We start from the raw sequence: 12,623 nt of genomic DNA on the forward strand, positions 1-12,623 counted from the left end.
TCCATGCATCTTTTACTTGCCCAGAAAGGGACAATCGCCGACGGCAGCGAAGCCATCGATTTAGGCCAAAGCCCCGCCGATATTTTGTTTCTTTCTGCGGCTGATACAGAGCTTGCAAGTCTGGCTGCGGCGCATCATTCATTAAGTGATGCGCCGACGCTTCGGCTTGTGAATATGATGTCGCTTTCGCATCCGATGTCGGTAGACACTTATGTGGAGCGCACGGCGCGTTTTGCAAAGCTGATTGTCGTGCGGGTGATTGGTGGTGAAAGCTACTGGCCATATGGCTTGGAAGCGCTGCATGCTTGCGCCGTTAATCACGGCGTTATGCTCGCAGTTTTGCCGGGTGACGATAAGCCTGATGCAAGCCTCAAGCGCTATTCAACTGTCGCCCCGCATGATCTGGATAGTCTGTGGCATTATCTGATCGAAGGTGGCGCACAGAATGCGCGTGGTTTTTTGGAATGTTGTGCTTCATTGATTGATGGGCGCGAGCGTCCGGTGGAAGCCGCACCATTATTGAAGGCCGGTCTTTGGTGGTCGGAAGGTGGGGTTAGATCGGTTGCAGAATTGCGCGAGGTGCGAGCCAACAAATATGCACCGGTGGTGGCGATTTGTTTTTATCGCGCACTGGTGCAAAGCGGCCAGACCAAGCCGATTGAAGCGCTGATCGAAGCGTTAGAGGCGCGTGATCTCAACGTGCTGCCGATCTATATCAGCAGTTTGAAAGACGCGGTTTCAGTGGCCGTTGTTGAGCGCATCTTTGAAGAAGATAAACCGTCGCTTGTTTTAAATGCGACCGGTTTTGCGGTTTCGGTACCGGGCGTCGAGCGCCAGCCGACAGTGCTGGAAGCAAGTGGCGCGATGGTGCTGCAAGTGATTTTATCCGGTTCCAGTCTGGAGATGTGGCAGGGTTCGCCGCAGGGGCTTTCCTCGCGCGATCTGGCGATGAATGTCGCTTTGCCGGAAGTGGACGGGCGCGTGTTGACCCGCGCGATTTCGTTCAAGTCAGCGAAGAATTATGATGCCTCGGTGGAAGCCAATATTGTGACCCATGAGCCGGAACAAAGCCGCGTTAACTTCGTCGCGGATTTGGCCAAAGCATGGGTAGGCTTAAGAGAAAAAAATCCGTCGGAGCGGCGAATTGCGCTGGTCCTTGCCAATTACCCGAACAGGGACGGGCGGCTTGGCAATGGTGTTGGTTTGGACACACCAGCCGGTACTGTAGAAGTGCTGCGCGCGATGCAGGCGCAAAATTATCCGCTGGTTGATTTGCCCGTTGATGGCGAACAGTTGATTGGTGATTTGATGGCAGGCCCCACCAATGCAGCGCTTGACGGGCGCGTGGTGCGCAATACGCTTTCTTTGAATCAATACAATGCTTTCTTTGCTAAACTTCCCAATCAGATTCAGGAAGAGGTGCTCGCTCGTTGGGGCGAGCCGCAAGCTGATCCGTTTTTTATGAACAAGCCTCAAAGCTTTGCTTTGTCGCTGATGCAATATGGCGAAACGCTGGTGGGAATACAGCCTGCACGCGGCTATAATATCGACCCGAAAGAAAGCTATCATTCGCCGGATTTGGTGCCGCCGCATGGCTATCTGGCGTTTTATGCTTATCTGCGTGACGTGGCTAAAGTGGATGCTATCGCCCATATGGGCAAGCACGGCAATATGGAATGGTTACCCGGAAAAGCGCTGGCTTTATCGGAAAATTGTTATCCGGAAGCTGTCTTTGGTGCGACTCCGCATATCTATCCTTTTATCGTCAATGATCCGGGTGAAGGCACGCAAGCCAAAAGACGCAGCAGTGCTGTTATTATCGACCATTTGACCCCACCTTTAACGCGCGCTGAAAGCTATGGCCCACTAAAAGATCTGGAAGCTTTGGTTGATGAATATTACGAAGCGTCGGGACTTGATCCGCGCCGTCTTATCCGTCTCAAAGGTCAGATTTTGGATTTAGTGCGTGATATTGGCTTGGATCAGGATGCCGGTATTCATGCCCATGATGATGAAGATTTGGCGCTGCAAAAGCTTGATGCCTATTTGTGCGATCTGAAGGAAATGCAAATCCGTGATGGTTTGCATATTTTTGGCCTGGCACCGCAAGGTCGCTTACTTACCGATTTGCTTGTTGCGCTTGCCCGTGTGCCGCGCGGGATGGCTGTGTCGCTTGGTGGTGCCAAGAGTGATCAAAGCTTACAGCGTGCCATTGCCAAAGATGCACAATTGCTGGACGGTTTCGACCCGCTTGACTGTGCTATGGCTGAGGTGTGGACTGGGGCAAAGCCTGATATCTTGCAAGCGGTGAGCGATGATCTGTGGCGCAATTGCGGAGATACGGTTGAACGCATTGAACTGCTCGCTATAAAACTGGTGAGCGGAGAGATTGAATGTCCGGCTGATTGGGTTGAAACCCAAGCGGTCATGATCAGTATCAATGATGATTTGCGCGCACGGGTGCAATCTTGTGGTGTTGCTGAAATCAACGGTTTTATGGCCGCGCTCAACGGGCGTTTTGTCAATCCGGGCGCGTCCGGTGCGCCAACGCGTGGCCGCCCCGATGTGTTGCCAACGGGGCGCAATTTCTTTTCCGTGGATAGCCGTGCCGTGCCAACGCCAGCTGCTTGGGAATTGGGTAAAAAATCGGCCGAGTTGCTGATCACACGCTATACACAAGATAATGGCGATTGGCCGCGTTCCTTTGGTCTGACTGCTTGGGGCACCTCCAATATGCGCACCGGTGGTGATGATATTGCGCAAGCTCTAGCTTTGATCGGAGTAAAGCCAGTATGGGATATGGCCTCGCGGCGTGTAACGGGATATGAAATCATCCCGATTGCCAAACTTGGCCGTCCGCGTGTGGATGTGACTTTGCGCATTTCCGGCTTCTTCCGTGATGCTTTTCCTGAACAGATTGTACTTTTTGATAAGGCTATCCGCGCTGTCGGTAAGCTGGAAGAAAGCGAAGGCGATAATCCTGTTGCCGCGCGTATGGGTGAAGAAGCGAAAGCGCTGATTGCCAATGGTGCAAGTGAAGCTGAAGCAGACAAACAAGCCGGCTATCGCATTTTTGGCTCAAAACCGGGGGCTTATGGCGCGGGTCTGCAAGCCTTGATGGATGAAAACGGCTGGGAAGCGCGTGGTGATCTGGCCGAGGCATGGCTTGTCTGGGGCGGTTATGCTTATGGTGCAGGTGAAGAGGGTGACGCGCAACGCGGGTTGTTGGAAACACGTCTCAAAGCAATCGATGCTGTGGTGCAAAATCAGGATAACCGCGAACATGACCTGCTCGATTCTGATGATTATTATCAATTTGAAGGCGGCATGGTGGCAACGGTCGAGCATTTGAGCGGCAAGGCACCTGATGTCTATCATAATGATCATTCGCGGCCTGAACGCCCTGTCATCCGTACTTTGCAGGAAGAGCTTTCACGCGTGGTGCGCGGGCGCGCGGTCAATCCGAAATGGATCGCTGGCGTGATGCGTCACGGCTATAAAGGGGCTGTCGAAATTGCGGCAACGGTGGATTATTTATTCGCCTTTGCTGCCACAACGGGGGCTGTCTCTAACCATCATTTTGAGGCAGTCTATCAAGCCTATATTGTTGATCCTAAAGTGCGGGCTTTCATTGCGGATAAAAATCCGGCAGCATTGCGTGAAATTGCACAGAAACTTGAAGAGGCCATTAAACGGCAGTTCTGGACGCCGCGCTCGAATTCAGCTCGGTTTGAACTGGAAATGATGGCTCATAATTTGATTCCGGAAGGGCAGGCAAATGACTGAAAAAACAGATAAAATACTGGGGATGAGTGAAGAAGAGCTCAATGCGCGTCATGCCGAGAAGATGAAGAAAATCAAAGCGGCGCGTGACAAGATGCAAGCCACCAAAACCGATGAAAAAGGCTTGGTGATTGTCAATACCGGTAAAGGTAAAGGTAAATCCACCGCTGGTTTTGGTATGGTTTTCCGCGCGCTCGGTCATGGTATGAAAATCGGCGTGGTGCAGTTTGTCAAAGGTTCTTGGGATACCGGCGAGCGCTGGGTTTTAGAAAAATTTCCTGACCAAGTAACAATCTCGGCATTGGGCGAAGGTTTTACATGGGAAACGCAGGATCGCGCCCGTGATATCCAGATGGCGCGTGATGCATGGGAGCAGGCGAAAGCCATGATCCTTGATGACAGTTATGACATGGTGCTTTGTGACGAACTGAACATTGTGCTGCGCTATGACTATCTGCCGGTAAGCGAAGTGATCGAAGTGTTGAAAGCCAAGGCACCGATGAAACATGTGATTATCACTGGTCGCAACGCCAAGGATGAGCTGATTGAAGTGGCTGATCTGGTCACCGAAATGGAAATGATCAAACATCCGTTCCGCTCTGGTGTGAAAGCACAAAAAGGCATTGAATTTTAAAATTGAATGCGCTCAAGCTTTATGAAGTTTGAGCGCATGCCATGATGGATAATATGATGGTTGATAGCTGGCAATTTTGGGCGCTTTTATCGGCAGTTTTTGCAGCTCTCACAGCGATTTTTGCAAAAGTGGGTATTCAGGGCGTCAATTCTGATTTCGCTACACTGATCCGCACTTTTGTAATCATTGGTGCATTGAGTGTGTTTTTAAGTGTATCGGGGCAATGGCAATCGCCATCTGAAATTTCGGCCAAGTCTTGGGTATTTTTGGTACTGTCCGGTTTGGCAACAGGCGCTTCATGGCTCGCTTATTTTCGCGCATTGCAAGTCGGTGACGCGGCACGGGTTGCACCGGTTGATAAATTGTCGGTAGTATTGGTTGCCATTTTTGCCGCCGTTTTTCTTGGCGAGCGGATGTCGATGATTAATTGGTTCGGCATTGTATTGATTGGCTGCGGCGTGGTGCTGGTAGCTTTGCGGGTTTAGAAACCCAACCAAAGCCGGATTGGATTATCTGCTTCCATCATGAGGCGGATAGCTAAGCCCAGGCTCACAATAATCAGCAATGGTTTAATGATTTTGGCACCCACCCGCATGGCAAGTGATGCACCGAGCTGCGCACCTGCAAATTGTGCAATTCCCATTAGTAAACCATATTTCCAATTGATCGTGACAACCAGCGAGAAGGCAATAAAACTGCCTAAATTGGAGGCGCAATTGAGCAATTTTGTGTGGGCTGTTGCTTTTAAAATGCCGTATCCGGCGATGGAGACAAAAGCCAGCATGAAGAGAGAACCGGTGCCGGGGCCAAAGAGACCATCGTAAAAACCAATCAGTGGCACGATGGTGAGGCCGAACAGAAAAGGTTTCATCCGGCTGGTGCGGTCAATATCACTGATATTGGGCTTCAGCATAAAATAAAGTGCGATCAAAATCAGCAAAATCGGCAAGGCACCGCGAATAATGCTGATCGGTAAAATGGTTGCCAATAAGGCACCGAATATCGAACCTATGAGCGACATTAATGCCGCTGGCCACAGTTCTGATAAATTAATATGCCCTTTGCGGGTGAAGGCGATGGTAGCAGATGTGGAGCCGAAAAGCCCTTGCAGTTTGTTGGTGCCCAGTGCTTCCACCGGTGGCATGCCTGCCAGCAGAAGTGCCGGAATGGTAATCATGCCCCCGCCACCTGCAATAGAATCTATAATACCTGCAACAAATGCAGCGGCGATGAGAAGCAGGGTCAGCTGGTCGAAAAATTCAAACATGATGCAAGCCGGAGAGAGAATGAAGTGGCAAGGCGGTGTTTAGTCCTTCGAAGTCTTAATGGTTTAGCACCAATTAAAAAAGAGCTTGTTTTATGGAAAAAGGCTTGCCAACACTAAACAGGCATTAGCTCAATCAAAACATGCGAAGACTTCAAGAGGGATTATGACAATGGCTGAAAGCTTATTTGACCGGATTTATGCGTTTCTGTCACAGAAAAGTGCCGTGCAACGGGTGGCGGAAGATCCGGCAATGGCGGCAGAGCTGTTGTTGCTGATGCATGTGGTGTTTGCCGATGGCGATCAACATCCGGCAGAAATTGCGTCTTTTAAAGAGATCGCTTTTGCCAATTTTGGTATTTCGGCTGAAGAACTGCCGGAAGTTACCGAATATCTCAAAGATTATGCCTATGAGACCAATACGCGTCAGGCGGCGGCGATGCTTGCAGAAATGGCACCGGAGCGCCGCGTGACATTGCTGCGTGATCTGATGACTGTTGCTTGCTCGGATAATGATTTTGACGTGGCAGAGGCAGCGCTCATTAATCGTGTGGCTCAAGTGTTGAATGTCAGTCCGCAGGAATTGCAGGAAGCAAGTACCGCCTCCAAATGCGACCGTTGTTAATGGCGGTTTTAGGCATCGGCTTCAGCAGTGCGGCAACGCCTGCTGAAGTGGCTGAGTTGGCGCGTCATGTGACAGCAGGGTATCAGATTGATGGCATTGCCACCCTTGCATCAAAACAGGGGAGTAATGTGATTGCAGCATTGGAAAAGCTTTTTGATGTGCCGGTTTTCTTTTATGAAGCAAGTGAACTTGAAACGGTAACTGCGCGGCTTAAAAATCCGTCGGATCAGTTGTTTAAGCGAATTGGCTGTCATGGTGTGGCCGAGGCTGCGGCGCTGCTGGCCGCTGGGCAAAAATCAATGTTGATCGTTGAGAAGGTAAGTTTTGCCAATACGACATTTGCAGTAGCGCAATAGCTAATGCGATTATCGCATTAATATATTTGGATGAGTTGGAATTATGGTTGTTCATTTTATCGGTGCAGGGCCGGGTGCTGCGGATTTAATTACGGTGCGCGGCCAGCGATTGATTGAGCAATGTCCGGTCTGCATTTATGCGGGTTCTTTGGTGCCAAAGGAACTGGTTGCTAGTGCGCCGCAAGATGCGCTGTTGATTGATAGTTCCTCGCTTAACTTGGATGAGATCATTAAAGCGATGCGTGATGCGCATGAAAAAGGCTTGAATGTGGCGCGTGTCCATTCCGGTGATCCGTCGATTTATGGTGCAATGGCTGAACAAATGCGCAGGCTTGATGCGCTTGGAATTGATTATGATGTAACGCCGGGTGTGCCGGCTTTTGCCGCCGCCGCCGCCGCCCTGAAACAAGAACTGACCATTCCAGGTGTGAACCAGTCAATCATCTTGACGCGCACTTCGATGAAGTCTTCCGCCATGCCGGAAGGTGAGACGCTCAGTAATCTTGGCCGATCCGGTGCGACATTGGTTATTCATTTGTCGATCCGCAATCTGGCAAAAATTGAAGATGAATTATTGCCGCTTTATGGTGCGGATTGTCCGGTGATTGTAGCTTATCGGGTTGGCTGGCCGGATGAAGAATTTATCAAAGGCACATTGGCTGATATTCGCGCCAAGATAGAAGAACATGGTGTTAAACGCACCGCGATGATTTTTATCGGCCGTGCTTTGGACGCAAAGAATTTTCGTGATTCAGCCCTTTATCATGAGAGCCATCAGCATGCACTGCGTGGAGGCGAACCGAAAAGCTGATAGACAAAGCTCAGCACCGCCTCGGCATCTTCGACAATGTGGCGCGCAACAGGTGTGGGGCGCTCAATCATCAAAACATTGATTGCCAGCTCGCGTGCTGCACGGATTTTTTGATAAGATGCTGTGCCACCCGAATTGCGGCAGACAAGATGGGTGATCTTGTGCCGACGTAACAAGTCACACTCATCTTCAAAGCCCATTGGCTTTGCCAGAATAATTTGATGGTTCAGCGGCAATGCCACTTCAGCCGGATCAATCATCCGCATGATAAAATGCACATCATCACGGCTTTGAAACGGCGCAATATGCTGACGGCCAAGCGCTAAAAATGCGCGTGCGCCACCGGGCAACAAGCGTGCGGCCTCTTCTTCTTTATGGATTAACTGCCAGAGGTCTTGTGGTTGTTGCTGCCATGCGGGGCGTTCAAGCCGGATAAGGGGGCAACGGGTTCTGTCGGCTGCTTGCCGCGCATTAGCAGAAATTTGCTTGGCAAAAGGATGTGTCGCATCAATGATGAGATTGATGCTTTCTGCAAGAATATAGGTGCTCAAACCATCTGTGCCACCATAGCCGCCACTGCGAACAATGCCGTCAACAGGCGAGGGGGTGGCGGTTCTGCCAGCCAGTGAAGTGATGGTGTGAAAACCCTGCGCATTTAACACCTGCGCCAGCTTAGCCGCTTCCGTGGTGCCGCCAAGCAACAGGATTTTACAATCAAAGGCGGGCAAGGATGGTGCCTTTACGGTCTGTGACAATAATCTCGACCTCAACTGCTGCGCCACGCAATGTGTTGAGTGCTGTTTCTTGCGCTTTTTGTGCAATGGCTTGCGGCAGGGCGATATCAATCTTTTGAGTCATTTCAAGTACTTCAAGCGCAGTGTTCGCAGATAGAATCATCTCACGCATATCATCAGGTGCACCAAGTGTTTTTGCCGTTTCCCACAAGAAGCCCATATCGACTTGACTGCGGGCAGAATGCAGATCAAGCGCGCCTTGAGCAAGCTTGGTAAGTTTCGCAAAACCACCGGCAAGCGTTAATTTATCAATCGGATGGTTACGCAGATATTTTAAAACGCCACCGGCAAAATCACCCATATCCAAAATGGCGAAATCAGGCAGGTTATAAATATCTTGCGCTGCTGTTTCTGACGTGGAGCCGGTCGAGGCAAGAACATGTTTTTGCCCTTCAGCGCGTGCCACATCAATGCCGCGATGGATGGAATGGATCCATGCCGAACAGGAAAACGGATTGACCACACCGGTGGTGCCTAAAATTGAAATGCCGCCGACAATACCAAGACGCGGATTCCATGTTTGTTTGGCAATTTCTTCGCCATCCGGCACAGAAATCATAATCACCAAATCAGCGGGCAAGCCGTATTGAGCGCAGATTTCTTCGCAAATTTCGGTCATCATTTTACGCGGCACCGGATTGATCGCCGCTTCACCGGGCGGAATCGGTAGTCCAGGACGGGTAACTGTACCGACACCATCGCCGGCCTGAAAAATAATACCTGTGCCGGGAGGAGCCGGAAAAACCGTGGAGATGATTGTCGCACCATGGGTGACGTCAGGATCGTCACCTGCATCTTTGACAATACCTGCCATGGCATAGCCCTCACCCAAGCTTTCCAACACAAGCGGAAAGAAAGGCACTTCACCTTTGGGCAAAATTATACCGACAGGATCAATGAACTCGCCGGTAATCAGTGCAGTCAGAGCTGATTTGGTTGCAGCTGTAGCGCAGGCGCCCGTTGTCCAGCCTTTGCGCAGCGATGGTGGATCGGTTTGCACTTCATGTTCATTGTCTGGTTCTGTCATCTCACTCATAGAGGTCTTATAGTCGATTATGCGGCCGGACACAGAGAAAATTTATGCAAATAAGAGCAATTCACTATTCAATTCCGCTCAATATCCGATAACAGTGATATCAATGAAATTTTATGATGCATGAAGAAGACCGCATGAACAAGCAAGCAAAACAGGATCTGCTGCCCGAACTGGAACAGGGGCAAGTATGGCTGGTCGGTGCCGGTCCCGGTGATCCTGGCCTTTTGACACTGCATGCCGTACGCGGGCTTGAGCAGGCGGATGTGATTGTCTACGATGCTTTGGTGGATGAAACCTGTCTGCAATTTGCCAATGAAAATGCTGTGTTGGAATATGCTGGAAAACGCGGTGGCAAACCATCGGCCAAACAGCGTGATATTTCTTTGCGGTTGGTGGAACTGGCACGTCAGAACAAGCGTGTTTTGCGTCTCAAAGGCGGTGATCCTTTTGTGTTTGGCCGTGGTGCCGAAGAAGCGCTGACATTGGTTGAGCACGGTATTAAGTTTCGCGTTGTTCCGGGTGTGACCGCCGGTATCGGCGGATTGGCTTATGCAGGTATTCCGACAACGCACCGGACGATCAATCAAAGTGTAACATTTTTAACCGGACATGATGCCAATGGTGTGATGCCGGATAAGATGGATTGGCACAGTATTGCGCGCGCTTCACCAGTTATCGTCATGTATATGGCGATGAAGCATATTGGCGAAATTACACGCCGCCTGATTGAAGCAGGGCGCGCACCTGATGAGGCTATTGCATTTGTGTGCAATGCGTCGCTTAAAAATCAACATGTCTTGGAAACCACCTTGGAAAAGGCGGAAAAACATGTGCGTGAAGCAGGATTAGAGCCGCCAGCCATTGTGGTGGTGGGCGAGGTGGTTAAACTGCGTGAAAGCCTTGATTGGTTGGGCGCGCAAAGTGGTCGCCTTTTAAACAATGATGAACTGATACGGAAAAATGAACAGGGAGAAGTTGCATGAAGGGCTTTGTGATAGCCGCACCATGTTCGGGTTCCGGTAAGACAACAGTAACGCTCGGGCTGTTGCGTGTATTGAAAGATCGCGGCCTGCCGCTGGCACCGGCCAAAATCGGCCCTGATTATATTGATCCGGCTTTTCATGCCGCTGCCAGTGGTGCCAGATGTTTTAATCTCGACCCGTGGGGTATGCGCAGTGAACTGATCAGTGCTTTAGCAGGCCGTATGACCGAAGGCGGTAAATTGCTGGTCGCTGAAGGCATGATGGGGCTTTATGACGGTGCGATTGACGGTACCGGCTCTGCGGCTGACTTAGCAGAATTACTAGGCTTGCCCGTCATTCTCGTTGTTGATTGCGCTCGCCAATCGCATTCAGTAGCCGCACTGGTGCAAGGTTTTGCCAATTTCCGTCCCGACATCATGGTAGGCGGTGTGATTTTAAACCGTGTCGGTACGCCGCGACATGAAAAAATGCTGCGCGAAGCGTTGAGCCCCTTGGGCATTCCGGTTGTCGGCGCCATTCCGCGCATTGATAGCCTGACCTTGCCGGAGCGTCATCTGGGACTCGTACAGGCCAATGAACATGGCGATCTCGACGCTTTTATTGATAATGCTGCATCGGTCATGCGTGATCGGTTGGATTTCGTGCAGTTGGAGCGCATTTGGAAAAGTGTGCGTCTGCATGGCACAATGGCCAATGTCACCCGTCTGCCGCCATTAGGCCAGCGTATTGCTGTGGCGCGTGATGATGCTTTTGCTTTTGCCTATACCCACTTGATTGATGGCTGGGTACGTCGCGGGGCTGAGGTTTCGTTTTTCTCGCCGTTGAAAGATGAAGCGCCAATGGCTGGATGTGACGCGGTTTATTTGCCGGGTGGCTATCCGGAATTATTTGCGGAATATTTGAGCAATGCATCGCATTTCAAACAGGAAATGCAGCGCTTGGCTGCTGAAAATGTGCCGATTTATGGCGAGTGCGGCGGCTATATGATGCTGGGTGAAACTCTGGAAGATGCGGCTGGAAAAAAGCATAAAATGCTTGGCCTTTTGCCGCTTGAAACCAGCTTTGCCCAACGTCGTTTGAATTTGGGCTATCGCAAACTCAAACCATTGGCCGGTGCGCCTTGGCAGATGGAATTGCGTGGCCATCAGTTCCATTATGCCTCTATTGTGCGTGAAGGGACTGCGGAGCCGCTTTATCAAGTTCGTGATGCGATTGATGAAGATCTGGGCGTGGCAGGTTTACGGCTTGGCTCAGTTTCGGGGTCTTTCATGCATGTGATTGATATGGTCGGAGACGATCAGTGACCACATTGGTGAGCAGTCGCGCGCCGGAAAAAGTGTTTCATGGCGGCGGTATTGATGCAGCAATCGCTCATTTTGGCGGCGAATTTTCCGGTTGGCTTGATCTGTCAACAGGCATCAATCCGGAAAGCTTTGCGCTGCCGGACTTACCTTTGAACCTGTGGCATCGTTTGCCCGATGACAGCGTGCTGCAATGGGCTTTATCTGCGGCACGCGGATTTTATGGGGCTGAACCGCAAGCACAGCTTGCGGCAGCGCCGGGCACCCAAGCGCTTATTCAAATCATGCCGCTCTTGGCTGACGCCGGCGACATGGCGATTTTAACGCCGACCTATCAAGAATATGCCGCCAGCTTTCAACGTTCTGGTTGGAATGTGCATTCTTGTGCCGCACTTGAGGATATTCCGGAGCATGTCTCGGTTGTCGTGGTGGTCAATCCGAATAATCCGGATGGCCGTTATATTTCGGCGAAACAATTGTTGAACCTAGCGCGTGAGCTTGGCCGTCAAGGCGGCTTTTTGATCGTTGATGAAGCGTTTGCCGATGTACATGAAGGCGCTTCTTTAGTGTCTTATGCCAAAGATGAGCCGCTGATTGTGCTAAAATCTTTTGGCAAGTTCTTCGGCCTTGCCGGTGTGCGTTTGGGCTTTGCCTTTTCCAATCTTGAGCTTATCGAAAAGATTGCAGCGCGCTTGGGGCCATGGGCTGTATCTGGCCCTGCTTTGGCCATTGCACAGGCTGCTTTCACCAGTGAAGATTTGGATAGTTTCCGTCGCCGGATTGAAGAGCGGCGCGAGGGATTGTCGGCGGTATTTGCCCGTTGCAATTTAGAGGAAATTGGCGGAACCAATTTGTTCTCGCTGGTGCAATGTGAGGAAGCCCACGCACTATGGCAGCATTTGGCAGAGCAGTATATTTGGGTGCGCAAATTTGATTATGCGCCCAATTGGTTGCGGGTGGGGCTTGCGAAAGAGCCAGCCGATTTAAAACGTCTGGAAGACGCGCTCTTGACATTTAAAGCTTGATGATTTGATTC

12 protein-coding genes are annotated in these 12,623 nt (G+C 50.8%); 9 read left to right on the plus strand and 3 right to left on the minus strand.

What is annotated here, in order from left to right:
• Window positions 1-3: 3 nt before the first annotated feature.
• From cobN to ACI0FR_RS06220, 3 genes are read left to right on the plus strand one after another with little or no spacing between them, the layout of a single operon-like run.
• Window positions 4-3,786: a cobaltochelatase subunit CobN gene (gene cobN, locus ACI0FR_RS06210; RefSeq protein ID WP_404905997.1), complete on the plus strand. Its 3,783-nt coding sequence runs from the start codon at window positions 4-6 to the stop codon at window positions 3,784-3,786.
• Window positions 3,779-4,417 (plus strand): cob(I)yrinic acid a,c-diamide adenosyltransferase, encoded by a 639-nt coding sequence (cobO, locus tag ACI0FR_RS06215; protein ID WP_374830616.1) that lies wholly within the window; start codon window positions 3,779-3,781, stop codon window positions 4,415-4,417. Before cobN ends, cobO begins: the two co-directional genes overlap by 8 nt.
• A 56-nt stretch (window positions 4,418-4,473) precedes the next feature.
• Complete coding sequence (locus ACI0FR_RS06220) at window positions 4,474-4,902, plus strand: EamA family transporter (RefSeq protein WP_374830618.1); 429 nt, start codon at window positions 4,474-4,476, stop codon at window positions 4,900-4,902.
• Here the strand turns inward: ACI0FR_RS06220 and ACI0FR_RS06225 are convergent.
• Window positions 4,899-5,684, minus strand: coding sequence for a TSUP family transporter (locus tag ACI0FR_RS06225; RefSeq protein ID WP_404905996.1), 786 nt, complete (start codon window positions 5,682-5,684; stop codon window positions 4,899-4,901). The two genes, ACI0FR_RS06220 and ACI0FR_RS06225, sit on opposite strands and share 4 nt — an antisense overlap.
• Window positions 5,685-5,853: 169 nt before the next feature.
• On the opposite strand from ACI0FR_RS06225, the gene ACI0FR_RS06230 reads away from it, so the two are divergent.
• Genes ACI0FR_RS06230 through cobM form a run of 3 tightly spaced genes read left to right on the plus strand, consistent with a single transcriptional unit; the run spans window position 5,854 to window position 7,473 of the window.
• On the plus strand, window positions 5,854-6,306 hold the full coding sequence (locus ACI0FR_RS06230) for a tellurite resistance TerB family protein (RefSeq protein WP_374830622.1): 453 nt from the start codon (window positions 5,854-5,856) through the stop codon (window positions 6,304-6,306).
• Window positions 6,291-6,662 (plus strand): cobalamin biosynthesis protein, encoded by a 372-nt coding sequence (locus ACI0FR_RS06235; protein WP_374830624.1) that lies wholly within the window; start codon window positions 6,291-6,293, stop codon window positions 6,660-6,662. Before ACI0FR_RS06230 ends, ACI0FR_RS06235 begins: the two co-directional genes overlap by 16 nt.
• Before the next feature lie 43 nt (window positions 6,663-6,705).
• A complete protein-coding gene (gene cobM / locus ACI0FR_RS06240) occupies window positions 6,706-7,473 on the plus strand; it encodes a precorrin-4 C(11)-methyltransferase (RefSeq protein WP_404905995.1) in 768 nt (255 codons plus the stop codon).
• Here the strand turns inward: cobM and ACI0FR_RS06245 are convergent.
• Complete coding sequence (locus tag ACI0FR_RS06245; protein ID WP_404906019.1) at window positions 7,437-8,201, minus strand: cobalt-precorrin-6A reductase; 765 nt, start codon at window positions 8,199-8,201, stop codon at window positions 7,437-7,439. The genes cobM and ACI0FR_RS06245 overlap by 37 nt on opposite strands.
• Window positions 8,188-9,294, minus strand: coding sequence for a cobalt-precorrin-5B (C(1))-methyltransferase (locus ACI0FR_RS06250; protein WP_404906018.1), 1,107 nt, complete (start codon window positions 9,292-9,294; stop codon window positions 8,188-8,190). Before ACI0FR_RS06250 ends, ACI0FR_RS06245 begins: the two co-directional genes overlap by 14 nt.
• A 143-nt stretch (window positions 9,295-9,437) precedes the next feature.
• Here ACI0FR_RS06250 and cobA point away from each other — a divergent pair, with 143 nt between their 5' ends.
• Genes cobA through cobD form a run of 3 tightly spaced genes read left to right on the plus strand, consistent with a single transcriptional unit; the run spans window position 9,438 to window position 12,612 of the window.
• Window positions 9,438-10,286: a uroporphyrinogen-III C-methyltransferase gene (gene cobA / locus ACI0FR_RS06255; protein ID WP_374830628.1), complete on the plus strand. Its 849-nt coding sequence runs from the start codon at window positions 9,438-9,440 to the stop codon at window positions 10,284-10,286.
• A complete protein-coding gene (locus ACI0FR_RS06260; RefSeq protein WP_404905994.1) occupies window positions 10,283-11,590 on the plus strand; it encodes a cobyrinate a,c-diamide synthase in 1,308 nt (435 codons plus the stop codon). Before cobA ends, ACI0FR_RS06260 begins: the two co-directional genes overlap by 4 nt.
• Before the next feature lie 5 nt (window positions 11,591-11,595).
• The gene (gene cobD, locus ACI0FR_RS06265) at window positions 11,596-12,612 is read left to right on the plus strand and encodes a threonine-phosphate decarboxylase CobD (RefSeq protein ID WP_404906017.1); all 1,017 of its coding nucleotides are present in this window, start codon (window positions 11,596-11,598) and stop codon (window positions 12,610-12,612) included.
• Window positions 12,613-12,623 lie beyond the last annotated feature (11 nt).

Source organism: Paenochrobactrum sp. BZR 201-1, from assembly GCF_044987585.2.
Taxonomy (GTDB): Bacteria; Pseudomonadota; Alphaproteobacteria; order Rhizobiales; family Rhizobiaceae; genus Paenochrobactrum; species Paenochrobactrum pullorum.